Annotated in this window: 17 protein-coding genes, 4 tRNA genes and 2 pseudogenes; 16 read left to right on the top strand and 7 right to left on the bottom strand. The window is 45.2% G+C overall.

Translation table 11 applies throughout. The annotated features are described in order from the left end of the window. Positions 1-17 precede the first annotated feature (17 nt). Together pyrD and AC0VXX_RS10115 are read left to right on the top strand one after the other, a co-directional pair. Entirely contained in the window at positions 18-1,043 is a 1,026-nt protein-coding gene (pyrD, locus tag AC0VXX_RS10120) for a quinone-dependent dihydroorotate dehydrogenase (protein ID WP_475514129.1), read from the top strand. 159 nt (positions 1,044-1,202) lie between these two features. After that, the gene (locus AC0VXX_RS10115) at positions 1,203-1,736 is read left to right on the top strand and encodes a cell division protein ZapC (RefSeq protein ID WP_475514128.1); all 534 of its coding nucleotides are present in this window, start codon (positions 1,203-1,205) and stop codon (positions 1,734-1,736) included. Between the two features lie 313 nt (positions 1,737-2,049). On the opposite strand, the gene AC0VXX_RS10110 is transcribed toward AC0VXX_RS10115, so the two are convergent. The 4 genes from AC0VXX_RS10110 to AC0VXX_RS10095 form a co-directional block, all read right to left on the bottom strand. Beyond that, a protein-coding gene (locus AC0VXX_RS10110) for an IS630 family transposase (protein ID WP_475514127.1) occupies positions 2,050-3,076 on the bottom strand; the annotation gives its coding sequence in 2 pieces (ribosomal slippage) (positions 2,050-2,619 and positions 2,621-3,076; 1,026 coding nt in all). A gap of 781 nt (positions 3,077-3,857) precedes the next feature. Beyond that, positions 3,858-3,934: transfer RNA gene (locus AC0VXX_RS10105), tRNA-Met, on the bottom strand. Positions 3,935-3,982: 48 nt separating this feature from the next. Next, a tRNA-Met gene (locus AC0VXX_RS10100) sits at positions 3,983-4,059 on the bottom strand. Positions 4,060-4,107: 48 nt separating this feature from the next. Continuing rightward, positions 4,108-4,184, bottom strand: a tRNA-Met gene (locus AC0VXX_RS10095). A gap of 297 nt (positions 4,185-4,481) precedes the next feature. Between AC0VXX_RS10095 and rlmKL the strand changes: the two genes are divergently transcribed. From rlmKL to rmf, 5 genes are all read left to right on the top strand, one after another. Continuing rightward, positions 4,482-6,617 (top strand): bifunctional 23S rRNA (guanine(2069)-N(7))-methyltransferase RlmK/23S rRNA (guanine(2445)-N(2))-methyltransferase RlmL, encoded by a 2,136-nt coding sequence (rlmKL, locus tag AC0VXX_RS10090; RefSeq protein WP_475514126.1) that lies wholly within the window; start codon positions 4,482-4,484, stop codon positions 6,615-6,617. Continuing rightward, positions 6,610-6,846 (top strand): glutaredoxin family protein, encoded by a 237-nt coding sequence (locus tag AC0VXX_RS10085; RefSeq protein ID WP_475514125.1) that lies wholly within the window; start codon positions 6,610-6,612, stop codon positions 6,844-6,846. The genes rlmKL and AC0VXX_RS10085 overlap by 8 nt, the downstream gene beginning before the upstream one ends. 1 nt (position 6,847) lies before the next feature. Then, positions 6,848-8,761: an ABC transporter ATP-binding protein gene (locus AC0VXX_RS10080; protein ID WP_475514124.1), complete on the top strand. Its 1,914-nt coding sequence runs from the start codon at positions 6,848-6,850 to the stop codon at positions 8,759-8,761. 26 nt (positions 8,762-8,787) lie between these two features. After that, positions 8,788-10,626 carry a DUF3466 family protein gene (locus AC0VXX_RS10075; RefSeq protein ID WP_475514123.1) on the top strand — a complete coding sequence of 613 codons (1,839 nt, stop codon included), beginning with the start codon at positions 8,788-8,790 and terminating at the stop codon, positions 10,624-10,626. A gap of 188 nt (positions 10,627-10,814) precedes the next feature. Continuing rightward, the gene (gene rmf, locus AC0VXX_RS10070) at positions 10,815-10,991 is read left to right on the top strand and encodes a ribosome modulation factor (protein WP_110458926.1); all 177 of its coding nucleotides are present in this window, start codon (positions 10,815-10,817) and stop codon (positions 10,989-10,991) included. An 82-nt stretch (positions 10,992-11,073) separates the two neighbouring features. Here rmf and fabA read toward each other — a convergent pair whose 3' ends face one another. Together fabA and AC0VXX_RS10060 are read right to left on the bottom strand one after the other, a co-directional pair. After that, positions 11,074-11,589: a bifunctional 3-hydroxydecanoyl-ACP dehydratase/trans-2-decenoyl-ACP isomerase gene (fabA, locus tag AC0VXX_RS10065; RefSeq protein ID WP_475514122.1), complete on the bottom strand. Its 516-nt coding sequence runs from the start codon at positions 11,587-11,589 to the stop codon at positions 11,074-11,076. A 66-nt stretch (positions 11,590-11,655) separates the two neighbouring features. After that, positions 11,656-13,389 (bottom strand): S16 family serine protease, encoded by a 1,734-nt coding sequence (locus AC0VXX_RS10060; protein ID WP_475514121.1) that lies wholly within the window; start codon positions 13,387-13,389, stop codon positions 11,656-11,658. 209 nt (positions 13,390-13,598) lie between these two features. Here AC0VXX_RS10060 and AC0VXX_RS10055 point away from each other — a divergent pair. The 3 genes and pseudogenes from AC0VXX_RS10055 to AC0VXX_RS10045 all read left to right on the top strand — a co-directional run bounded on the left by AC0VXX_RS10055 (position 13,599) and on the right by AC0VXX_RS10045 (position 16,586). Further along, a tRNA-Ser gene (locus tag AC0VXX_RS10055) sits at positions 13,599-13,689 on the top strand. Between the two features lie 453 nt (positions 13,690-14,142). Further along, positions 14,143-14,933: pseudogene (locus AC0VXX_RS10050) on the top strand (IS91 family transposase); the annotation flags it as partial. A 432-nt stretch (positions 14,934-15,365) separates the two neighbouring features. Beyond that, on the top strand, positions 15,366-16,586 hold the full coding sequence (locus tag AC0VXX_RS10045) for a hypothetical protein (RefSeq protein ID WP_475514120.1): 1,221 nt from the start codon (positions 15,366-15,368) through the stop codon (positions 16,584-16,586). A gap of 34 nt (positions 16,587-16,620) precedes the next feature. Here AC0VXX_RS10045 and AC0VXX_RS10040 read toward each other — a convergent pair. After that, positions 16,621-16,764: pseudogene (locus tag AC0VXX_RS10040) on the bottom strand (IS110 family transposase); the annotation flags it as partial. 360 nt (positions 16,765-17,124) lie between these two features. Between AC0VXX_RS10040 and AC0VXX_RS10035 the strand changes: the two are divergent. From AC0VXX_RS10035 to uvrY, 6 genes are all read left to right on the top strand, one after another. Then, a complete protein-coding gene (locus tag AC0VXX_RS10035) occupies positions 17,125-17,781 on the top strand; it encodes a GntR family transcriptional regulator (protein ID WP_475514119.1) in 657 nt (218 codons plus the stop codon). A 24-nt stretch (positions 17,782-17,805) separates the two neighbouring features. Beyond that, positions 17,806-18,684 (top strand): methylisocitrate lyase, encoded by an 879-nt coding sequence (gene prpB, locus AC0VXX_RS10030; RefSeq protein ID WP_475514118.1) that lies wholly within the window; start codon positions 17,806-17,808, stop codon positions 18,682-18,684. 121 nt (positions 18,685-18,805) lie between these two features. Then, positions 18,806-19,930: a bifunctional 2-methylcitrate synthase/citrate synthase gene (gene prpC, locus AC0VXX_RS10025; protein WP_475514117.1), complete on the top strand. Its 1,125-nt coding sequence runs from the start codon at positions 18,806-18,808 to the stop codon at positions 19,928-19,930. A gap of 202 nt (positions 19,931-20,132) precedes the next feature. After that, the gene (gene acnD, locus AC0VXX_RS10020; RefSeq protein ID WP_475514116.1) at positions 20,133-22,724 is read left to right on the top strand and encodes a Fe/S-dependent 2-methylisocitrate dehydratase AcnD; all 2,592 of its coding nucleotides are present in this window, start codon (positions 20,133-20,135) and stop codon (positions 22,722-22,724) included. Positions 22,725-22,784: 60 nt separating this feature from the next. Next, positions 22,785-23,963, top strand: a complete 1,179-nt coding sequence (gene prpF / locus AC0VXX_RS10015; protein ID WP_475516989.1) for a 2-methylaconitate cis-trans isomerase PrpF — start codon at positions 22,785-22,787, stop codon at positions 23,961-23,963. A 348-nt stretch (positions 23,964-24,311) separates the two neighbouring features. Further along, a complete protein-coding gene (gene uvrY / locus AC0VXX_RS10010; RefSeq protein WP_110458933.1) occupies positions 24,312-24,956 on the top strand; it encodes a UvrY/SirA/GacA family response regulator transcription factor in 645 nt (214 codons plus the stop codon). The last annotated feature ends 8 nt before the right edge of the window (positions 24,957-24,964 follow it).

The following is a 24,964-nucleotide window of genomic DNA, read 5'->3' as shown; positions in this document are numbered from 1 at the left end:
TCGGTCTAGGAGAATGCATGTTTTATAAAATTGCACAAAAAGTCATGTTTCAGATGGATCCAGAGAAAGCACATAATCTGGCTATTCACAGTCTGAAATCCACGGCTAATTCACCGCTTAATTGCTTCTATGCACAGCAGATTGAGCCTGCTCCTGTTAAGTTTATGGGACTTACCTTTCCTAATCCTGTTGGCTTAGCGGCTGGGATGGATAAAGATGGTGAATGCATTGATGCTTTTCATGCAATGGGTTTTGGTCATATTGAAGTCGGTACCGTGACTCCAAGACCACAACCAGGAAATGAACAACCTCGTCTTTTTAGATTAAAACCCGCTAAAGCCATCATCAATCGTATGGGCTTTAATAATAAAGGGGTCGACAACTTGGTCGCCAATTTAAAAGCGGCAAAATCAGGCGCCATGGTTGGGGTCAACATTGGTAAAAATAAAGACACGCCAGTAGAGCAGGGTAAAGAAGATTACCTTATCTGTATGGAAAAGGTGTACCAGTACGCAGCCTATATTGCGGTAAATATCTCATCACCCAACACACCAGGTTTACGTTCATTACAATATGGTGATTTACTTGATGATCTATTGGGATCGCTCAAAGCTAAACAGAATGATCTTGCTAAACAGCACGGTAAATACGTGCCGATCGCACTGAAAATTGCACCCGATCTGTCATTAGAAGAGATCGAAAAAATTGCGGACTCACTAATTCGTAATGAATTCGATGGCGCGATAGCGACCAACACCACGTTAACTCGCGATGGTGTTAGCGGTTTAGTTAACTCAAATGAAGCTGGTGGGTTAAGTGGTAAGCCATTGAATTCAATGTCAACAAAAGTCATTAAACAACTTGCAGGCTGTCTTAAAGGGAAAATTCCAATCCTAGGCGTTGGTGGTATTAACAGTGCGAGCGATGCTATAGATAAACTTGATGCGGGTGCCACTATGTTACAAATTTATTCTGGGTTTATTTATCGTGGTCCAGAATTAATTAAAGAAATTGTTGATGCTTACCGAATTCAACACAAATAACGATCCTGTATCGATCTAAGATCTGGCGCGATCGATATTGTGATCGCGCTAGATCAATATAACGTATTGTTATCTATATCATAATCATGAGATTTTTTTTGATATTGGATGAAATATCATCTATTATCCGTCTGTATTGACAGTAATTAGGTACACGTTATGTTATTAATGCCACAAAGGGATTGGCAATGGATATATAACGACGCGTATGGAGTATTAAGCGTTTCGTTAGGCTCGGATATGGAATTTCTGACTCCCTATAAAGTAAAATTGCTCATTCCTGACGCATTAACGGCGATGCAGTTTAATGTTGAGCACGCGAAATTCTATATTGAATTTGTTGAGCGTCTGTCGAAAACGATGAGTATTGCAGATGCTGTTAAAGTTCAGCTAGCGTTAAATGCGACAGCGGCTCATTATTTATTAAAACCACAAATGCCAAAGTCGTGGTTTTTTGATACATCGGCGATTTGTGTTTATAGCGAACTGGCTAAAATGTTTCAACTCAGATGCCAGGGCGTTAATGTTGATGTTATGGTTGTTGAAAGCAACATTCAGGCGTCGCTGGTGATGTTGTTATCGCCAAAACTATCACTGAGTGACACTAAGCAACTGCAACAGTTTGAATGCATTAAAGTGATGAACGATAGACTTCATCCAGTAAAAGTGAATAGACAAATCGCTGCAGCTTAAGGTATCGCTTATTCAGCCTTGTCATTCTCTTTGGGTTTTGGATTAAGTTTTAAATATCATGATAGGGGCCTTAGGCCCCTTTTTTGATCTCCTTTGTAAGGTTCGACCTTATTATTTTGCTATGTAATTAACTGTTAAGTTGTGACTTATCAATTGTGCTTGCTAATGGTGGAATACGCGCCAAGGCAATAGGCAGCGAGAGTGATTAGAGTGCAAGCAGTATAAAGGGGGATTTAATAGAGGTTGGAAATGGATATTTTAACAAAGAAGACAATAAAGGTTTGAATCGGGTGTTTAATACCAATTGAATTAATTAACTGACCAGGTTAATCCAATCTCTATCACATATTCTTTTTACGCGGCTTCGCTCGCTCCTAAAACGATTCCATGCTTTAGTACATTGATTCACTATATCGTCATATCCATCAAAACAACGGTTGGCTAGCTCATTTTGTCTCATCCATTGCCATACTTGCTCGACAGGATTGAGTTCTGGGGAATACGGTGGCAACTTGATAATGGTAAGGTTGTCAAACTCGTCAGCTAAAGACAGTTGGTGCCAGCCTGCTCCATCCATAATAACGACAGCATGTCGCCCTAAAGGAGTTGTTTGAGAGATCAATGACAAGTGCTCTATCATGACTTCTTTGTTACTACATGGCGTGATCAATGCCTCTGTTTTACCGTTGCTGGGACAGACTGCGCCGAACAAGTAGGCATATTCGAATTGTTGTTGCTTAATTGCTCTTGGTCTTGAGCCTTTTAGCGCCCAAACTCGAGTCGTCGTGTTTTGCTGGCCAAATCTGGCCTCATCCTGGAACCACACATCGATCCTATCAAGCGGTAAATGGCCTGGGGTGTTAAGGATCGTTTCCATGAGGAAGGTTTTTAAAAAGGCGTTGAGCCTCTTCATTTTGTTTCGGATGCTTAGAGCGGCTTGTTATCCACGAAAAGCCTAATTGATGAAGCAGCCTATAGACATTTCTGCCCTCATATTCAACACCAAATTGAGTGTGTATAAACTCACCAACGTCTTTTGCTTGAAGCCGTCCGCCATAAGTAGAAGAACTTCTTTCCTTCACAAAACCTGCGACAGATTCTAGCTGTTGCGGTGTTAATCTAGATGGCCGACCAGGATTAGGCGTATCCTTCAAACTATCAATTCCGTCCGTCAAGTAGAGGGTGACCCACTTATTTACACTGCCTCTCGCTACCCTTAGGTACCTTGCAATCTCAGTTCGTGATTTGCCTTCAAGAAAATGGCAGATGGCAAGATAGCGAACTTTAATACGACTGCGTTTTTCTTTTTTTGCTAAGTGCTCTAATTCAGCTACAGACATATAGATACCTAATTGATAATGGGGCACCAATTAGATCATATATTTACTTCAATTGGTATAACTAGGCGAATGGAAAGTTAAGGTTAATGATTGAACTTGAATTGTTGAAGGTATGAATTGGTGTAATGGTTACTTTTTGACTTGAATATAGTTTGCTGGAGGCAGATTGCTTGTTTGCAATATTATTGACGACTTTTGTTTATATAAAGTGAGCTGTTTATATAAATAGAGCTACTTATATAAAGTGTAGAGTCGGTTGGGGGGACCTGTTTTATCTGGCGTCTGTAAGTATCAAACGTTGTAGTGTTTTAATTCTGCTACTAAAGAATTGGTTGCGGGAGCCGGATTGCTTTTTTGAAAGCTTATCGACGACCTTCGCAGCTTATATAAAGTGCTGAGCCCGACGAGCTACCATACTGCTCCATAACGCGTCCGTATTTATCAAACGCTATAGTGTTTTAATTCTACTACTAAAGAATTGGTTGCGGGAGCCAGATTGCTTTTTTTGAAAGTTTATCGACGACCTTCGCTGCTTATATAAAGTGCTGAGCCCGACGAGCTACCATACTGCTCCATCCCGCGTCCGTATATATCAAACGCTGTAGTGTTTTAATTCTGCTACTAAAGAATTGGTTGCGGGAGCCGGATTGCTTTTTTTGAAAGTTTATCGACGACCTTCGCTGCTTATATAAAGTGCTGAGCCCGACGAGCTACCATACTGCTCCATCCCGCGTCCGTATGTATCAAACGCTGTAGTGTTTTAATTCTACTACTAAAGAATTGGTTGCGGGAGCCGGATTTGAACCGACGACCTTCGGGTTATGAGCCCGACGAGCTACCATACTGCTCCATCCCGCGTCCGTATGTATCAAACGCTGTAGTGTTTTAATTCTACTACTAAAGAATTGGTTGCGGGAGCCGGATTTGAACCGACGACCTTCGGGTTATGAGCCCGACGAGCTACCATACTGCTCCATCCCGCGTCCGTATGTATCAAACGCTGTAGTGTTTTAATTCTACTACTAAAGAATTGGTTGCGGGAGCCGGATTTGAACCGACGACCTTCGGGTTATGAGCCCGACGAGCTACCATACTGCTCCATCCCGCGTCCGTATGTATCAAACGCTGTAGCCTTTTAATTCCGCTACTACAGAATTGCTTAGTCAACATGCTTAATCACTGAGTAACTAGGTGTGCCTCAAAGCGGGGCGAACTATATCGATACCAGGGTGCCATTGCAAGCAGCAATCGGTTTTATCTTGTTAGACGTTCATTAAAGCGGCACTCTGCAGGCTTATTAAGCGTATCGCGGAATTTATGTCTAGCTATGGATAGAACTTTTTATCTTTTAGTGGTTGGACAAGGTATAATGTCGGATTGATTTTTGAAGTGTGTCTATTTATCCATGTTGAATTTTTTTGCTGCAGCCCCACGAGGCTATGAATACGCATTATCGCTCGAATTAATCGAGCTTGGTGCTAATGACGTTAAAGAAAGTGTTGCGGGGGTGTATTTTTCGGCACCACTGGAATTGGCTTATCGTATTACCTTATGGTCTCGTCTTGCCAGCCGTATTATTTTAGTCATTTACAAAGGCCCGTGTGAAACGCCCGAGCAGCTTTATAATGCAGCATATTGTGTCGATTGGCAGACGCACTTTTCAAATAAGAGTAGCTTTAGCATCGATTTCCATGGTGTGGGCGGCTTTATCAAAAACTCCCAGTTTGGTGCTTTAAAGGTTAAAGATGCGGTAGTAGATCGCTTTCGCGACGATGGTTGTGAACGTCCGAACGTATCTCGGGTCGATGCAGACTTCAAGATTGATGCCCATTATCGCCGTGGTCAGGTGACGCTGGGGATCAATTTCTCTGGTCCAGCACTGCATCAGCGCGGCTACCGTGCCACCACGGGTGAAGCGCCATTAAAAGAAAACCTCGCGGCTAATATGTTAGTGCGCAGTGGTTGGAAAGAGGCACCGCAAGATGTGCTCGATCCTTTCTGTGGTAGCGGTACGATTTTGATTGAAGCGGCGATGATGGCCTGTGATGTAGCGCCTGCGCTTTATCGCGCTAAATTTGGTTTTCAAAAATGGTTACGTCATCAAGACGGTGTGTGGCAAGGTTTGATGGACGAAGCTAAAGCGCGTGCATCGCTGGGTATCAGCCGTTGTCAAATCAAGTTCTTTGGTTCAGACATCGACTCGCGCCTGGTGGCACTGGCAAAACGTAATGCTGAAAATGCAGGCGTTGCTGGGTTAATTGAGTTCTCCGTTTCTAATGCGCTTGATGTGACGCCTCCTGTTGCTACAGGTTTTGTTATTACCAATCCGCCTTATGGTGAGCGTTTAGGCACAGTCACCTCACTGCTGCAGCTGTATTATCAATTAGGTGACAAATTTAAGAGTGAGTTCGGTGGCTGGAAAATCGCCGTGCTCAACAGCGACATTGAATTACTCTCGGCGCTTAAACTTAAAGCCGATAAACAGATGAAAATGTTCAATGGCGCGTTAGAGTGTGCCTTTAACTTATATACACTGCATGCCGAAAGCACCCGTCGTATCGAACCGAGCCAAGTGTTGGCCCAAGGCGGTGAGATTAGCGAAGTGGCCACCTCTTTTGCCAACCGAATCAAAAAGAACTTTAAGCAATTAAGTAAGTGGGCTCAGCGCGAAGGTATCGATAGCTATCGTTTATATGATGCCGATATTCCTGAATATAATGTGGCAGTGGATAAATACCTAGATTACGTGGTTATCCAAGAATACTCTGCGCCTAAAGATATACCAGAATCGGTTACTAAGCGCCGTTTGACCGATATATTGTTAGTGCTGCCTAATGCCATTGGGGTCGATCCAGATAAGATTATTCTTAAGACGCGTGAGCGTCAAAAAGGCACCAATCAGTATCAAAAGCTTGATGCCAAAAAATTGGAACTGGTTACCACAGAGTATGGAGCTAAGTTTAAGTTAAACCTGAAGGATTACTTAGATACAGGTTTGTTCCTCGATCACCGTTTAACCCGTAAACTAGTGGGCGAGAAGTCAAAAGGGCGTTCGGTATTGAATTTATTTGCCTACACAGGATCGGCATCGGTACATGCCGCACTTGGTGGGGCTAAGTCGGTCACGACCGTTGATATGTCAAATACCTATTTGAGTTGGGCTCAAGATAACTTTGCTTTAAATGGGCTATCTGGGCGTCAATATCAGTTTATTCAAAGCGATTGCTTACAGTGGATTGCTGATTGCCAAGAGAAGTACGATCTGATTTTTATCGATCCACCGACGTTTTCTAACTCTAAACGCATGGAAGATTCATTCGATGTGCAGCGTGACCACGTGAGTTTGCTCAGTGGGTTAGTGAAGCTGCTCAATCCAAAGGGTGAGATCATCTTCTCTAACAATAAGCGTAAGTTTAAGATGGAAAGTGAGGCGCTTGCTGAGCTCGGCTTAGTGGTGACTAATATCGATAACCAGACCTTACCTATGGATTACAAACGCAATCCTCAGATCCACAATACCTGGCTTATTACCCATGCCTAATCGTATTTTATTTACCCTGTTTCACACCGATGCTTGCCATCTGTGTGAACAGGCACAAGCATTAATTGATACCTTAGGGATCGATTATGTTAAGCAAGATATCTGTGATACCGACGAATTAGCCCAGGAATACGGCACCCGTATACCTGTTTTCTTGCGTGCCGATACGCAAGCCCAATTAAATTGGCCGTTCGATATCTCACAATTAAAACAGTTTATAGGAGCGTAAATTGAGTCTGGTTCGTATTAACAATGGCTCATTAGCCTACGGTTACACGCCGTTACTGCAACACGCCGACTTTACCATAGAGCCTGGAGAGCGGGTCTGTATTGTTGGCCGTAACGGGGCTGGTAAATCGAGTTTGATGAAAGTGCTGTGTGGTGAAGTGTTGCTTGATGAAGGCGAATTTAACATCGCCACCGATATTAAAGTCAGCCGCTTACAACAAGATCCTCCCAAAGCAGAGCAGGGAACTGTGTATGCTTATATTGCCGCTGGTTTACAAGAAGTTGGTGAAAAATTAGAACGTTATCATCAGCTCTCCCATGATGTTGCAAGTGCCTCTGTCGATGAGATGGATCGCATGTTGAAACAGATGGAGCGTTTGCAAGAGGATATCGACCACCTTAATGGCTGGCAACTAGACTCAAGAATTAACCAAACGTGCGAACTCTTGGGTCTTGATGCCGATGCGAGCCTGATGAGTTTATCTGGTGGTTGGCAGCGCAAAGTGGCCTTAGCGCGAGCTCTGGTCAGTGAGCCAGATCTGTTATTACTCGATGAGCCGACCAACCATTTAGATATCGATACCATTGAGTGGCTAGAAGCCTTTTTACTCAACTATCGCGGCGCTATCGTGTTTATCAGTCATGACCGTGGCTTTATTCAACGCATGGCAACACGGATTGTCGATTTAGATCGTGGTGTGATCACATCATGGCCGGGTAATTATCAGGCGTATCTCGACGGCAAAGCCGAATGGTTGCGCGTCGAAAGCGAAAAAAATGCCCAGTTTGATAAAAAGTTAGCCGATGAAGAAACCTGGATCCGTCAAGGCGTTAAAGCACGTCGAACCCGCAACGAAGGCCGAGTTCGGGCGTTAAAAGCGTTACGTATGGAGCGAATGGAACGGATTAATCGCCAAGGTGGCGCTAAGATGGCCGTCGCCGATACCGAACGCTCCGGCAAGTTGGTATTTGAGGTTAATGACTTAAATTACAACTTACCCGATAAAAATTTGGTTAAGAACTTTTCCACCAGTGTAATGCGTGGCGATCGTATCGCGTTAATTGGCCCCAATGGCTGTGGTAAGTCGACGTTAATTAAGCTATTGATTGGTCAATTGACCCCTCAGTCTGGCGAAATTAAAGTGGGCACCAAGCTTGAGGTGGCGTATTTTGACCAGTACCGCGAAGCATTAGACCCAGAGAAAACGGTTGAAGAAAACGTCGGTGAAGGCAAGAAAACCGTCACCATTAATGGCCAAGATAGGCATATTTTAAGCTATCTACAAGATTTCCTGTTTTCGCCCATGCGCGCCCGTACACCAGTTAAAGCACTGTCGGGCGGCGAAAAAAATCGTCTGCTGTTAGCGCGACTATTGCTGCGGCCAGCAAACTTAATTATTCTCGATGAGCCAACGAACGATCTTGATATTGAGACGCTTGAATTGTTAGAGTCTTTGCTAACTGATTATCAAGGCACCTTGTTGTTGGTCAGCCACGACCGTGCATTTATCGATAACACTGTGACCAGTTCATGGTGGTTCACCGGCAATGGCGGTTGGAGCGAATACGTTGGTGGTTATCAAGATGCGGTGTCGCAAGGCGCAAAATTTTATTCTGAGGAACAAGTGACGCCAGTCGCTGTCCAACCCAAAGTTGCTCAAGCCCCAGAGGCTAAGCCTGTGGTTAAACCAGAGAAAAAGTTATCGTATAAGCTACAACGAGAACTCGAAGGTTTACCGGCCAAAATGGAGCAATTAGAGGCTGAGATTAAAGCCTTACAATCGCAAATTAGTGAACCGGATTTTTATGCTCAAGCACAAGATGTCGTGAGCAGTCGTTTAAGCGAACTGGCAGAGCGAGAGCAGCAGTTAGAAGTTTTTTTCGAGCGTTGGGAAGAGCTAGAAGCGCTAAAATAAACGATAAAATAATAGGAAATTAGTGAATGAAGTTGAAGTTTAATAGCGCCTTATCATTAGTGGCGGTCGGTGTTGTTAGTGCATTACAGACAGTGTCTGCCGCACCCGTTTATGAAATTCAAAATATTGAAGATTATGATCTTAATGGTACCTTAGCCTCGACGATTAACGGTTACGGCATGTTTGTTAACCAACAAAATCAGTTGGTGGGTATCTCTCAAGGTAAGAAAAAGCTGGAAGTTAATGATGACGATAACAGCATCATCGATATTGAAGATGGTATTTCTCCTGAGCAGCTCGTCACTTACTCGATAAATGCGCCTATTGAAGCGAATAACTTTACCTTCATCGCAGAGGGAAATGGCGCCACAGGTAGCTGGCTACCGATATTCGACTCGGTATTTGGTACTACGGCTCCAGCTGATACTGTCGAAGATAATCCCGAGACGATCAATTCAATTAATGCCTCTTACTATGGTATCAATAATGCGGGTCTACGTGTGGGCAGTTACACCGGGCCAGAGCAAAAAGTGGCTTATACCGGCGAGACTGCCGGGCAAGAATATTGGTATTACCGCGAATTTGAAGAACGTGCTTTCGTTAAAAAAGCCGACGGTACTGATATTGCGATAGCCCCGCCTTATACTACTTACACTAAAGATGACACTGATGTTGTTGTCGGTGGTCTCTCTGTCGCTGCGGCGATTAATGATAATAATCAGGTAACAGGCTACGGCAGTACAGCCCTTGCTAATAGTAGTGTTGAACGTCTCAATGCATGTATTACTGGCGAAGTTTATCCTCTCGATGTTTGTGTGCAGCTCAATCAATATCCTGATGCTAGCGGCTTTCGTCGTATTTTGTACCAAACTCGCGCTATGGTATGGCAGCTTGATGATAACGGCGTGACGCCAACCGAGTTGCCACTGGGATTAACCTCGACTTCAGATGTGGTATTTACTGCTCAAGGTTTAGGGATTAACAAGGACGGCACCGTCGCAGGGCGCTCACATGTTTATCGTAATAACGACACCGATAAACTGGCATTTGATGCCGCCTACTGGAAAAAAGACAGCAACGGCACCTATCAATATCATTGGGTTAAGATGACGGACGATCAGCTCTCTTCGATTGCCTATGATATTAATGATAATGGCATCCTTGTGGGTAGCTACAAGCAATATTTAGAAGGGTATGCACGCGATAAATTCTTCTATTTAGATACCAATCAAGCATCTCCAACATTCGTAACTCCAAACGATTTTTATCAAGGTGTTTCTGATCGCAGTTCGCGCCCAAGAGATATTAACAATAAAGATCAAGTGGTAGGCTATATCGAAGCCACCAGTGAGAAAGAGAAGCCAAGATTAAAGTCTGGTTTCTTGTTCGATAAGACTAACAGTGAGTTTTACGACCTTAACGAACTATTAGTGTGTGAATCAAAAGGCTATACTCAAGACGGCAATGGCGGTTGGGCACGTAATAAAGTTGAAGTAACTGATGGCAATGGGGATTTACTCTCTTATGAAAGTGAGATCCGTATCGTTGAAGCCAACAGCATCAATGAAGACGGCACCATTGTCGGTACGGCATTTATTCGTAAACCTTCTTACCAGTTCGACAGTAATGGTGATTTGGTGATTGGTGACAATGGTGAACCGTTATTCTTACTCAATGCCGATGGTCAACCTGTGACGGCCTTTATCCCTCGAATGGTTGTTATGCAGCCGTCTAATTCAGGTGCCGCCTGTACTGTAAAAGAGAGCGATAACTCCGGGAATGGTGACTATGAGCGTAAAGGCGCAGCCAGTTTTATGTGGCTTTTAACCTTACCTTTGCTTTGGTTTAGACGCCGTAAAGGCTAATCTTAGTTCTTAGAACAAATTGAAATAAAAATCGAGGCTTATGCCTCGATTTTTTTTAAACAAGCAACTCATAAGCTTAAAAAATAACCGATTAAAAAGCGACTTTTTTGATTGATCTCAGCTGCAAAAAGTTCTATTTGTATCCATGAGGCTTTGGCCTCATGGATTTTCGAACAGAGGATGCTTGCATGAAAAGACAAAAACGAGATCGTCTAGATAGAGCTTTTTCAAAAGGATTTAAGGCAGGAATAGGAGGCCGCTCTAAAGAGAATTGTCCTTATTCAACATTAGACTCGAAGTCGCATTGGTTAGGAGGGTGGCGCGAAGGCGTTGATGGACGTCTTAGTGGACTGTTTAATAAATAATTGACAGTGTGATTGAAAGTTGCCCTCTATGTTATAGAGGGCATTTTTATATCAGGCTGATACTGATAAGGAGATGATTCGATTAAAAAGTCGACGTATCAGAGAAGATACCCACTTTTAGATCTTTAGCCGAATAGATTTCGCGACCATCCACTTCCATCACCGCATCGGCAATACCCATCACAAGCTTACGATAAACTTTACGCTTAATGGTTAACTTGTAGGTGACCTTTTTGGCATCAGGTAAGACTTGGCCAGTAAATTTAACTTCACCCACACCGAGTGCGCGTCCTTTACCTTCTGCGCCTTCCCATCCGAGGAAAAAGCCGACTAATTGCCACATTGCATCTAGCCCTAAACAACCAGGCATTACGGGATCGGTTTGAAAGTGACAGTCAAAAAACCAAAGAGAAGGGTCAATATCCAATTCGGCTACAATCTCACCTTTGCCAAATTCACCACCATCGGCATTAATCTTAGTAATGCGATCAATCATCAACATATTGTCGATAGGTAGGCGAGGAGAGTTGGCGCCAAATAACGTACCGTGACCGCAAGCCACTAATTCTTCTTTGTTAAAACTGTTTGCTCTATTCATTATTAACATCACTCCGCAATTTGAGCTGCCAAGGTTAGCGAACACGTGTAAGCTAAACAACTCCGATCAGCTAGAAATTTTTAGTTTCGCGAGCCACTTAGCAAAAAATGAGACTTCTTCATCTGGATAACCCGCTAAGCCCTCTAAGCGGTCTTGCACTAAGCGATACAAGGTGTCTTCTGGAAACTGGCCATTATCATCTGGGATCCCAGCTGGCATCTTCATCAGTATGGTTACTGCTTCGTCAATGTGATCAACCTGGTACAAGTGAAACTGTTTACTATTAATAGCATCAATAACATCTTGGTGTAAATTCAGTTGTTGCACATTAGATTTTGGCAGAATAACGCCTTGGGTGCCTGTAAGTCCACGCCGTTGACACAGGGCAAAAAAACCTTCAATTTTTTCATTAACGCCGCCGATAGCCTGAACTTGACCAAATTGGTCTATCGCGCCAGTAGCCGCAATACCTTGCTCAATAGGATGTTCAGCAATGGCTGACATCAAGGCACAGTATTCGGCCAATGAGGCGCTGTCACCATCAATTTCTTGATAAGACTGTTCGAACACAATATTAGCATTTAAATGCAGTGGTGCATCTTTACCGAAAATACGGTACAGGCAAGAGGAGAGGATCATTAAGCCTTTTGCGTGAATATTACCGCCTAGCTCAGATTTACGTTCAATATCGGCTACCTCACCGTCACCATAATGTACCGAAGCGGTAATCCGTGCTGGCTCACCGTAGCAATACTCGGCGGCATCCAATACGGTGAGGCCGTTTATTTGGCCAATCATGGTACCGCTGGTCGGCAGGTTAATAAAGTTATCATCAAAACTTTGTGCTGACAGGGTTTGAGAAGCGTTATGGCGCTGGGTTTGTTGTGCCAGCGCATGAGCTATTGCTGCATCGGTTAACTCTTGGCTCTGGCTGTATGCACAGGCTTGCTCCATTAACTGGAGCAAAGGAGTCGTTAACAAGCTCAGGTGTTGCTGATGGTTCGCCAGTCGAGAACTGAAGTTAAACAGCGGTGCCAATGCCGATTGCGTTAGGGTTATCCCTTTATCATCGGCTAATGTGACCAACCATTGCAGGTAATCTTGTTCAGAAAATTCAGGCAGGGTCAGTTCAGTGACTAATTCGCCTAATAGGGGAAAGTGGCTGGCAAATAGGCGCTCTTCAATATAAGAGACGCTATAGAGCGCACTACTGCCGACTAAAATAATTTTGCAGTTAAGTGCAATAGCGGGCCAATTAGAATGAATGTCATATTCTGCGCGATCTATGGTCTGTAACACTAACTCCCATAAGCCCTCGCGTTTCCATAATGATTCAGCGCAGATAAACAGGTAACGGCAATCAGCAAAGGCGCCAGGATGATAATGCTGTGAATTGAGACTACTGATGTGGCCAATCAAGTCGCGGCGTTTAATATTGCCACTGAGGTAGCGATAACGGTACGTGGTAGCACTGAGGTTATCCTCACCTGGCTCGGCTTGCCACACAAGGGTACTATTGGTTTGAGGCGCTTGTTGGCCATCTTGGGCTATGCGGTTTAAATATTGCACCGAATGAAGCGGCTGACTTTCAACCAAGGCTTGAATAAATCGTTTTCTATCAATCCCACTTTGATCGGCTAAATACATATGCTGATCGCTCGTGCTGGCTAACAGGGAGAAAGCGTCGAGCGTTCGAGACTGGCCTAGCAGTCTTGCTTGATGAGTGGCAACGATATTAGCAATAGATGGGATAGCAAAATTGGGTGAAAGAGAAGCTGGAGCAATTGGATTCGCGTTCATATTGGAGAGTATTATTTAAACATGCTCAGATGTTAGCACAATTTTGATGTCGCCCTATTAAGTTTCGTTATTTTGCCATATACAGGTGAATTATGAGCAACAGATGCAGGCTGCAAAAAGTAGAATGGTATATTTCTTCGACAAGTGGCACGGATTTTACGAATTTGGGTTTACATCTTAACGCTATGCTTATAGTATTGCCGGCGTTCGGAGAGATGGCAGAGTGGTCGAATGCACCGGTCTTGAAAACCGGCATGGGTTTATAGCCCATCTAGGGTTCAAATCCCTATCTCTCCGCCACATTAAAACAAAACGCCCGCTATCGAAAGATAACGGGCTTTTTGCTGTTTGTACTATCACTATTTGTACTCGCTTATGATAGTGACTTGAACCCTAGGGTTCCTATTGTTTAAAGTCAGCTATCTCTTTGCCACATTAAAACAAAAGGCCTTATCGAAAGGTAACGGGCTTTTTGTTGTTTGTACTACCATGACCAGAACTTGCTTATGATAGCGACTTGAACCCTCGGGTTCCTATTGTTTAAAGTCGGCTATCTCTTCGCCACATTAAAACAAAAAGCCCGTTATCGAAAGATAACGGGCTTTTTGTTGTTTGTACTACCATGACCAGTACTTGCTTATGATAGTGACTTGAACCCTAGGGTTCCTATTGTTTAAAGTCGGCTATCTCTTCGCCATATTAAAATAAAAGGCCTTATCGAAAGATAACGGGCTGTTTGCTGTTTGTACTACAGCTAAGGCGCTTTACGGTGCATTGTTTGAGGCGGTGTGGCAGACGTTAAGTCAGTTCGGCGCATCCCGTAAGCAGCTACAAGGTCAACTAGACGCAACAGCGGTATTACACACTTGGGGACACAACTTGAGTCAGCATATTCATCTGCACTGTTTAATCCCTGGAGGTGCTTTAACAGTACAGGGCAAATGGCGAGGAGTAACCTCGGACTACTTATTTCCTGCTAAAGCTCTTGCGACTGTGTATCGAGCCAAGATGATGCAAGCACTCAGGGCGTGTGAACTTGATGCCCCGAAACCTGAAGCATTAATGAGTAAAGCGTGGTGTGTGTACAGCAAAGCGTATTTAAGGCGTGCAGCCACAGGGGTGAAATATCTGGGGCGCTATACCCGTAAAGGCATGCTACATGAGTCGAGAATTAAGGCGGTGACAGCTGAGAGTATTAGCTTTAGTTACACAGACTATGCAGACGGCAATAAACGCAAAGTGATGCGACTTGATGCTAAAGAGTTTATTCGCCGCTATCTATTACATGTGTTGCCTAAAGGTGTGATGCGAGTTCGCCACTTAGGCTTTTTAGCCAATGCGTGCAAGCGAAAAAAGCTGGCGACAATCAGACCACAGCTCCCGTTATTACAGTTTAAGCCTGATAAGTCTATAGCAGAGCAAGAGATTGTCAGTGGCGGTGTCCGAAATGCCAGCAAGGCTATTTACAGTTCGTAGGGGTCATCAAGCTGCAATTCTTGGCATTATTGCAAAAGACCAATGTCCCTTTGCGACAGACAGGCTGACGATAATGCGCGAGATAAAAAGCGATAACGGCTAAGTTGTCGATAACCACTGTGAGTAAGACTGTGAGTAAGACCTTGCTATAAATATCAGTGAGGCAAAGGCCTGCGGCCTTAGTGGCATGACTTAGTGGCATTAATGGTCTAAAAAGCACAGTTAATCACGAGTATTTGCGGTCAAGAGTAGTGAATGAAATATAAAAATACTAAAGAAGACCAATTGATTACCTTACCTAAGCTCAAAAAAACGACTACCGCAGAAAAGCAAACTCCTATAGCATAATACATACCAAATACATGGATGTGGCAGCGGCCAAGTCCAACAAGCGATTTATGCCTTGCAGACAGCGCAACGCATAAATACTAAGACGTTCTTGCCCAAGTGGTACATATTCATAATAGGCGGATAATTTGGAAGACGTAAGAATAGGCAATATGCCTAAAGATAAATTGATAAACCTTTATCATTCTATGGAAACTAGTGAGATTGATGCACTACTTGTAAAAAGTAGTGGGCAAGAGCTCAACAGATTTCTATCACATATGAGTGAGCGCAATCTAAATGACCTGTTTTCGTCGCAATCCCCAAAATCGCTTAATGCAATATTTGAGCGAATTCCTGAAAATCGAATTAATAAGTACTTGTTGCTAGCTTCAGAAGCAAACATCCGGAAAATTGTTTCTAGCTTATCGAATGAAGCTAAATTTAGGGTTCTTTCTAGTTCATCGTCAAGTCTTCGAACTAAGTTGTTAAATACATTACCGGTAAAAGCCCGTGAGGAGTGGAAGCGTTTAATTAACGAAGAAACTCTTCTAGATAGGGAGCTTAGCCACATTACGGCAAGCAGAATTGACAACTCATTAGAAAAAGAAGCGATAGACCGCATCCGATCGTTAGAACAGCAAGCGCAATTAAGACAAGAGCAGGCAGAAGCTCGCATTCAACAATCTGAACACAAGTTGTCGTTGATACAACAACAGATTGCCCAATCAGAAAAGCATTTACATGATCAGCAGATTCGAGCTCAAAAAGAGCATGAGACTCTCAAAAAGCGCGAAAATGACTTATCTGCTAAATTGTTGCAACTAAAAGAAGAACACGAAAAACAAATACAGAAGAGAATTGACATAAAAGTACCAGAATATGTATCAAATGCTCTGTCTGCCCTAGAAACCAAAGAAACGGAGTACAAAACAAAGGCTCACGACTGGAGTTTTAAGGGGAATGTAGCATTGGCTTGTGCGGTAGTTGCTTCATTACTGGCCCTAGCTTACGGTGCTTATGAGTTCAGCAATACGGACAAAGCTGATATTAGTTGGCTGTTATTCGGCTATCTCATGCTCAAGGGGTTAATTGTCATTGGCCTTTTTTGTGCGTGGGCAAAGCACGCATACAACCAATCAAATGCCTATATGCATGAAGCACTTAAGCGAACTGAACGTACACACGCTATTAGTTTCGGCAAACTGTACCTAGAAATATATGGTAACGATGTAAGCAAAGAGGATATGAAGTCTATCTTTGAAAACTGGAACATGGAAAGTCAAAGTGCATTTAAAGAAATTCAGCAAGTTGATTTTCAGCCACAAACTATCGATAAGCTCAAAGACATCATAGGACTCATGAAGACCGAAGAATCTCAGAAAAGTAAATAGTGGAACATGTTAGGGCAAGGCAACTAACAAACGACTATGGCGTCAATAACTTATTTTTACCTGTATTCTCATCCCACATAACGCCATCTCTTAGCATCGAATTGAGGATGACTATCATCTTTCGGACGCATGCAATAATAGCCACTTTCTTGGGCTTGGCTTGCCCAAGTAGTTGCTGATGTAACCCTCCCTTAAAATATGATCGATATAAGGGATGGTTACAATATGAACATACTTTCTATCGACAATATAGTAATGCCAGCAATAGCTCCATGGATCGCACCGTTTACTATTCGAGACTGATGAATCTTTCCCTAGGGATCGACTTTTCCCCATTGTTAATTTATTGCGATTGACTTTGATGCGCTATTAAGGCGCAGCTTAGCTAGATTCAATCACGGTAATAGTCACAGTTTGATTACAACTTTAGTCTAACTATTAACGTTTTTGTCGACAATATGGTCGCTTTGGGTTGAATACTTAATCCTTCAAAGCTATATTGTCGACAACGTGATAATTCAGCAGGCTAACCTTAGAGATGACATTTCAACCCCTACAACCCGTTACCGCGGCAGATAAAACCTTTTATCAATTAAGGCAGGATATTGTCGAAGGGGTGATCGCAGCGGGCGCTAAGCTGAGTGAAACTGAATTGTCGACAACCTACGGCGTCAGCCGCGCGGTGATCCGTGAGGCGATAAATCGTTTGGAGTCGAGCCATATTGTCGAGCGTAAGGCAAATGTGGGGGCGCGAGTGGTAGCGTTAACCGCTGCGGGATTATCTGAATTGTACCAGATTAGAGAGTCACTCGAGGGGATGGCGGCACGGTTGGCAGCTAAGCATATGACTGATGCTGAAATTGGTGAACTTGAAGCCTTGCTACAAAGCCATTTTAAAGATGTTAAAGAGGGAGAGTCTTATTACCAGGAAGCGGGTGATGTGGACTTTCACTATCGCATTATTTTGGGCAGTAAGAATAAACACCTTATCTCTATGCTGTTTGATGGCATTTATCATCTGGTGCGCATGTATCGGGTACAACTGGGCATGGCGGGGCCGCGAGTCACAACGGCATTTGATGAGCATAAGCATATTGTTAAGGCTATTGCTAACCGTGATGAAGAGCTGGCCGAGATATTAATGCGGCGCCACATCATGTATTCAAAAAACAATATTCAAAACAAGCTTGCATAGAGAAAACATTAAGAGGAATTAAGCATGAGCGCAGGAAAGAAGTTCCGTGAGGCACTGGCAAATAATAAGCCACTGCAAATTGTAGGCACGATAAACGCCTATTCCGCGATGATGGCAGAGCAAATTGGCCATCAAGCCATTTACCTCTCTGGTGGTGGCGTGGCTAACGCCTCTTATGGTTTGCCAGATTTAGGCATGACATCGCTCAATGATGTACTGGTTGATGTGCAGCGCATCACCTCAGCTTGCGCCTTGCCCTTACTGGTGGATATCGATACTGGCTGGGGCGGGGCATTTAATATTGCTAAAACGATTCGAGATATGGAAAAGGCCGGCGCTGCAGCGGTACATATGGAAGATCAAGTGGCGCAAAAGCGCTGTGGTCATCGCCCCAACAAAGAGATTGTCTCGACCGAAGAGATGGTTGACCGCATTAAGGCAGCAGTCGATGCGCGCACCGATCCCGACTTTTTTATCATGGCTCGCACCGATGCGTTTGCTCAAGAAGGGTTAGAGGCGGCGATTGAACGTGCTAGGGCCTATATTGCCGCTGGCGCCGACGGTATTTTTGCCGAAGCGGTGCAAACCGAAGCCCATTATCGCGCATTTGCCAGTGCCATCGATGCGCCATTATTAGCGAACATTACCGAGTTTGGTCAAACCGAATTATGGAACAAAGCCCAGCTTGGTGAGTGGGGCGTGGACATGGTGCTCTACCCGTTAAGTGCCTTTAGAGCGATGAACAAAGCGGCAGAAAATGTCTACACCGCGATTTTACGCGATGGCGATCAAAAGGCGGTACTCGATACGATGCAAACGCGTATGGCGCTTTATGATTATCTGGGTTATCACGATTACGAACAAAAGTTAGATAGCTTATTTGCCGAAGGTAAAAATAAATAGTGTGGCTTGAGCTGCACAGCTAATCGCTGAGAGGTCGCTCAATTAAGGACAGTATAAAACCCTACGCGCCAAGCGTGCTGCTTGGCGAATAAATAATTTAGATTCCAAAAAGGAACACATTATGGTTGATAAAAAGTTAAGTGGTGCAGGTCTGCGTGGCCAAAGTGCTGGTGAAACAGCGTTATGTACAGTGGGTAAATCTGGCTCTGGCTTGACCTACTGTGGTTATGATGTGGCGGATCTGGCTGAGAATGCCACGTTTGAAGAGGTGGCTTACCTGCTATTTAATGGCGTACTGCCCACTGCCGCACAGCTCGATGGTTATAAAAATGAGCTAATGTCACTGCGTGATCTGCCGCAGGCGCTAAAAGAGGTATTGCAGCGAATTCCTCGTGACGCCCACCCGATGGATGTGATGCGCACGGGGTGCTCATTTTTGGGCAATCTTGAACCAGAAGTCGATTTTACCCAGCAATATAATGCAGCCAATCGTTTACTGGCGGCGTTTCCTGCGATTATGTGTTACTGGTATCGCTACAGCCATGATGGCGTCGATATTGATTGTACAACCGATGAAGACTCACTCGCGGGCCATTTTCTTAAGCTGCTTAATGGTAAGGGACCATCGGATCAGCATCGCCGCGTGATGGATGTATCGCTGATTTTATATGCAGAGCATGAGTTTAATGCATCGACCTTTACCGCCCGCGTTTGTGCCTCAACCTTGTCTGACATGTTCTCCTGTATTACTGGCGCTATCGGCTCGCTGCGCCTTGCACTGCATGGCGGAGCTAATGAAGCGGCGATGGAGATGATCCAACAATTTAGCTCACCAGAAGATGCCAAAATTCAGATGGCTGGCATGCTAGAGCGCAAAGAGAAAATCATGGGGTTTGGCCATGCGATTTATCGCACTTCTGATCCTCGCAACGTGATCATCAAAGCGTGGTCTGAAAAGTTAGCCCATGAGTTTGGCGATACTTCGCTATACGACATTTCGGTGGCATGTGAAGAGTTTATGTGGGACACCAAGAAGCTATTTTGTAATGCCGATTTTTTCCATGCATCGGCGTATCACTTTATGGGGATCCCGACCAAGTTATTCACCCCAATATTTGTCTGTTCACGCTTAACTGGCTGGGCGGCGCATGTGATGGAGCAGCGCGCTAATAATCGCATTATTCGCCCAAGCGCCGACTATGTCGGTGCCGAGCCGCGTAAAGTGGTGCCTATCAGCGAGCGATAATCTAAGCAATTAAGGTTAAACATTATGGCGATAAGTGGCTCTGTGAGCTTGGCTTATCGCCGCTTGCTACTTCATTTTTAGCGCAGTATTACGGTCGTTATGCTGCGCTGTATGCCAATAGACGACATCGCCTTAGCCTATGTCATTGGGTCATCAAGGTGAATATCGACATGGCGTGCACGTAAAATCTGTGGATGACGTTATGAATACAACACACCGTAAACCCTTTCCCGGAACATCGTTTGACTATTTTGACACTCGTAGCGCTATCGAGGCGTTAAGCCCTGGCGCCTACGATAAACTGCCGTATACCGCTAAAGTGCTTGCCGAAAACTTGGTGAGGCGATGTGATCCCGCCATGCTTAACGATGCGCTATCTCAACTGATTGAGCGCAAACGCGATCTTGATTTTCCTTGGTATCCTGCTCGGGTCGTGTGTCACGACATTCTGGGGCAAACCGCACTGGTCGATTTGGCAGGGCTTCGCGATGCCATCGCCGAAAAAGGCGGCGATCCTGCCGAGGTCAACCCTGTGGTACCGACACAATTAATTGTCGACCATTCGCTTGCCGTCGAGCATGCCGGTTTCGATAAAGATGCGTTTGCCAAAAACCGCGCCATTGAAGATCGCCGGAATGAAGACAGATTTCACTTTATCAACTGGACCAAAAAAGCCTTTAAAAACGTGGATGTCATTCAGCCCGGTAACGGCATCATGCATCAAATCAACCTAGAAAAAATGTCGCCGGTTATCCAAACGCGCGACGGGGTTGTCTTTCCTGACACCTTAGTGGGCACCGACAGTCACACTCCACACGTCGATGCACTAGGGGTTATCGCCATCGGTGTGGGCGGACTGGAAGCTGAAAACGTGATGCTTGGCCGTCCATCTTATATGCGTTTACCCGATATTATTGGTGTCGAGTTAACCGGTAAGCGCCAAAGTGGGATTACCGCAACCGATATTGTGCTGGCGTTAACCGAGTTTTTACGTGAGCAAAAGGTGGTTTCCGCCTATTTAGAGTTCTTCGGTGAAGGCGCGGCCAATTTGACCTTAGGCGATCGCGCGACCATCTCTAACATGACCCCAGAATTTGGCGCCTCTGCCGGCATGTTTTATATCGACGAGCAGACCATCGATTATCTGACGATCACCGGCCGTGATAGTGAGCAAGTGAAGTTGGTCGAAAATTACGCCAAGCACACAGGGCTTTGGGCCGATGGTATGCAAGGCGCCGAGTATGAGCGTGTGCTGAGCTTCGATCTCTCCAGTGTGGTGCGAAATATCGCCGGGCCATCAAACCCGCATCGGCGCGTGGCAACCAGTGACCTTGCCGCAAAAGGGATCTCAGGTACCGTCGAAAATGAAGCAGGCTTGATGCCTGATGGCGCGGTGATCATTGCCGCCATCACCAGTTGCACCAACACCAGTAACCCACGTAACGTAATTGCGGCAGGGTTATTAGCGAAAAAAGCCAATGAATTGGGCTTAACACGCAAACCTTGGGTGAAATCCTCCTTTGCACCTGGCTCAAAAGTGGCTGAGCTTTATCTTAAAGATGCCAACTTATTGCCAGAACTTGAGCAATTGGGTTTTGGCATCGTCGGCTTTGCCTGCACCACTTGTAATGGCATGAGCGGGGCATTAGACCCAGTTATTGAGCAAGAGGTGATCGACAGAGACTTATATGCCACCGCGGTATTGTCGGGCAACCGTAACTTCGATGGCCGCATCCACCCCTATGCTAAGCAGGCCTTTTTGGCTTCGCCGCCGCTGGTGGTGGCATATGCGATTGCAGGCACAATTCGATTCGATATTGAACAGGATATTCTCGGTGTCGATCAATCGGGTGAGCCCGTGCGCCTTAAAGATATCTGGCCAACTGATGAAGAGATTGATGCCATTGTGAAAGCCAGCGTCAAACCCGAGCAGTTTAGAGAGATCTATACGCCAATGTTTGATATTGCCGTGGATTACGGTGAGCAAGTTAGCCCACTGTATGATTGGCGTGCGCAAAGCACCTATATTCGTCGTCCACCATACTGGGAAGGAGCGTTAGCAGGGGAGCGTAGCCTCAAAGGTATGCGTCCACTGGCAGTGCTGGGCGACAACATCACAACCGATCATCTATCGCCATCCAACGCCATTTTAGCCAGCAGTGCCGCCGGGGAGTACTTAACCAAAATGGGGTTACCAGAAGTTGACTTTAACTCCTACGCCACTCACCGCGGCGATCACCTTACGGCGCAGCGAGCCACGTTTGCTAATCCCAAACTCATCAATGAGATGGCCGTGGTCAACGGTGAAGTACAGCAAGGCTCACTGACTCGTATCGAACCCGAGGGCAAAGTGACGCGTATGTGGGAAGCGATTGAAACCTACATGGAGCGCAAGCAGCCCTTGATTATTGTGGCGGGCGGCGATTATGGTCAAGGTTCATCACGAGACTGGGCCGCCAAAGGTGTTCGACTGGCTGGCGTTGAAGCGATTGTGGCTGAAGGTTTTGAGCGGATCCACCGTACTAACCTCGTGGGTATGGGCGTATTACCGCTCGAATTTAAGCCCGGCGAGAGCCGTAAAACCTATGGTATTGATGGCAGTGAAACCTTCGATGTTGTCGGTGAGCCGACCCCCAGAGCCCAGTTGACCTTAGTGATTTATCGTCAAAATGGCGAGCGCATCGAGGTGCCTGTGACATGTCGATTAGACACTGCCGATGAGGTGTTGGTTTATCAAGCCGGTGGCGTATTACAGCGTTTTGCTCAAGATTTTCTCGAGGCTAAAAAGGCCTAAATGACGTCAGTTGGCGATGACATACTAGCGTTTGATGTCGTCGCCAACGTGATCACAGGAATGTCCATGAAACAGATGAAAATTGCCGCGACCTATATGCGTGGCGGCACCAGTAAAGGGGTGTTTTTTGCCTTAAACGATCTGCCTGTTGCGGCGCAAGTGCCTGGCGCGGCGCGCGATGCGCTATTATTGCGGGTGATCGGCAGTCCAGATCCTTATGGTAAACATACCGATGGGATGGGTGGAGCCACTTCGAGTACCAGTAAAACCGTGATTTTGGCTAAAAGCGGTCAACCGGATCATGATGTTGACTATCTTTTTGGCCAAGTGGCAATCGATAAACCCTTTATCGATTGGAGCGGTAATTGCGGTAACTTAACGGCTGCGGTGGGGGCTTTTGCGATCTCCCAAGGCTTAGTTGACCCCGAAAAAGTTCCTGCAAATGGCATTGCAGTGGTGCGTATTTGGCAGGCCAATATTCATAAAACCATTATTGCGCATGTGCCTATGCTCGATGGTGAAGTACTTGAGTTGGGCGATTTTGAACTCGACGGAGTGACTTTTCCAGCTGCTGAGGTGTTAGTTGAGTTTGTCGATCCCGCCGATAAAGCGGGCGCCATGTTGCCCACCGGCAATGTGGTTGATGAGCTTGATGTGCCGGGCGTCGGGCGGTTTGGCGTGACTTTAATTAATGCCGGTATTCCCACTATTTTCTTAAATGCACGGGAGCTGGGTTACGATGGCACCGAGTTGCAAGAGGCGATTAATGGTGATGCTGCGGCGTTGGCTAAATTTGAACTCATTCGGGCATATGGCGCCCTTAAAATGGGGCTTATTCAATCGATTGATGAGGCTAAGACCCGTCAGCATACCCCTAAGGTCGCCTTTGTCGCGCCGCCAAAACCCCATAGCGTATCAAGTGGTAAAACGGTGACGATAAATGATGTAGATCTGTTAGTTCGTGCGCTGTCTATGGGCAAATTACACCATGCTATGATGGGCACAGCTGCTGTGGCCATTGGCACCGCTGCGGCGATCCCCGGTACTTTAGTCAATGTGGCTGCGGGTGGTCAGGCGCGCACAAGTGTGCGTTTTGGTCATCCATCTGGCACGTTAAAAGTGGGCGCGAGAGCCACGCAACAAGCGGGTGAGTGGGAGGTGGAAAAAGTGAGTATGAGTCGTAGTGCTCGGGTATTAATGCAAGGTTGGGTGTATATTCCGGCCGATACCATCGAGTAACACAGCCTCATTATGCAGACCATACTTTGAAATGGAGTGTGCGAGCATATTAATTGTCATGGTGTGGCTTAAGCGATTCACTTGCGTAGCAATAGGCTTGTACAGGCACTGATAGTGTCGTTATGAGTCTGGTTCGATGTAGTGTTTTAGTTAGTAAACCGTTAGCTTGTAACTGGCGGTTTGCTAATTTTTTGAACGGTAAATAACTGAAATAGATTACTTATAATTCATTGGCTTAGATGAATTCATTTTATCCTTTCTTATTAAAGTGAATTGGGATAAATTACATGGTGTTATCGTACATAAACCAATGTCGGTTTAGTGTTAGTTATCAAGGTAGATTTTAAGTTGATATCTGTATATTTGGTTGATGATCATGAATTGGTAAGAACTGGCATTCGTCGTATCCTCGAAGATGAGCGTGGCATTAAGGTGGTGGGTGAAGCCGGTGATGGCGAGTCTGCTGTGCAATGGAGTCGTAATAACGAAGCCGATGTGATCTTGATGGACATGAACATGCCGGGGATTGGCGGACTCGAAGCGACCCGTAAGATCTTACGCTATCAATCCCATGCCAAAATTATTGTGCTAACGATTCATACCGAAGATCCGTTTCCTACCAAAGTGATGCAAGCTGGGGCTTCTGGCTACTTAACCAAAGGAGCTACGCCGCCTGAGGTGATCCAAGCGATTCGTCAAGTGGCCCACGGTCAGCGTTATCTATCGCCCGAAATTGCCCAGCAGATGGCATTGAGTCAATTTAATCAAACGGACGATAACCCGTTTAAAAGTTTATCTGAGCGCGAACTGCAGATCATGATGATGATCACCAATGGTGAGAAGGTTAGTGATATCTCTGAGCAACTTAATTTAAGCCCTAAAACCGTTAACAGCTACCGTTATCGTCTGTTTGATAAGTTGGGGATCAATGGCGATGTTGAACTGACCCGCTTAGCCATTCGTTATAAGATGTTGGATACAGGCCAGTTTTAATTGTTTTA

This window comes from Shewanella sp. QJM3NY_23 (assembly GCF_056173105.1).
Note: the sequence above shows the minus strand (reverse complement) of the source record. Positions and strands in the feature narration are given on the sequence as shown.

Excerpts from the sequence above, each read along its gene's own strand:
- pyrD (WP_475514129.1), top strand. The coding sequence starts at position 18 with ATGTTTTATAAAATTGCACAAAAAGTCATGTTTCAGATGGATCCAGAG.
- AC0VXX_RS10115 (WP_475514128.1), top strand. The coding sequence starts at position 1,203 with ATGTTATTAATGCCACAAAGGGATTGGCAATGGATATATAACGACGCG.
- rlmKL (WP_475514126.1), top strand. The coding sequence starts at position 4,482 with ATGTTGAATTTTTTTGCTGCAGCCCCACGAGGCTATGAATACGCATTA.
- AC0VXX_RS10085 (WP_475514125.1), top strand. The coding sequence starts at position 6,610 with ATGCCTAATCGTATTTTATTTACCCTGTTTCACACCGATGCTTGCCAT.
- AC0VXX_RS10075 (WP_475514123.1), top strand. The coding sequence starts at position 8,788 with ATGAAGTTGAAGTTTAATAGCGCCTTATCATTAGTGGCGGTCGGTGTT.
- rmf (WP_110458926.1), top strand. The coding sequence starts at position 10,815 with ATGAAAAGACAAAAACGAGATCGTCTAGATAGAGCTTTTTCAAAAGGA.
- fabA (WP_475514122.1), bottom strand. The coding sequence starts at position 11,589 with ATGAATAGAGCAAACAGTTTTAACAAAGAAGAATTAGTGGCTTGCGGT.
- AC0VXX_RS10060 (WP_475514121.1), bottom strand. The coding sequence starts at position 13,389 with ATGAACGCGAATCCAATTGCTCCAGCTTCTCTTTCACCCAATTTTGCT.
- AC0VXX_RS10045 (WP_475514120.1), top strand. The coding sequence starts at position 15,366 with ATGCCTAAAGATAAATTGATAAACCTTTATCATTCTATGGAAACTAGT.
- AC0VXX_RS10035 (WP_475514119.1), top strand. The coding sequence starts at position 17,125 with ATGACATTTCAACCCCTACAACCCGTTACCGCGGCAGATAAAACCTTT.
- prpB (WP_475514118.1), top strand. The coding sequence starts at position 17,806 with ATGAGCGCAGGAAAGAAGTTCCGTGAGGCACTGGCAAATAATAAGCCA.
- prpC (WP_475514117.1), top strand. The coding sequence starts at position 18,806 with ATGGTTGATAAAAAGTTAAGTGGTGCAGGTCTGCGTGGCCAAAGTGCT.
- acnD (WP_475514116.1), top strand. The coding sequence starts at position 20,133 with ATGAATACAACACACCGTAAACCCTTTCCCGGAACATCGTTTGACTAT.
- prpF (WP_475516989.1), top strand. The coding sequence starts at position 22,785 with ATGTCCATGAAACAGATGAAAATTGCCGCGACCTATATGCGTGGCGGC.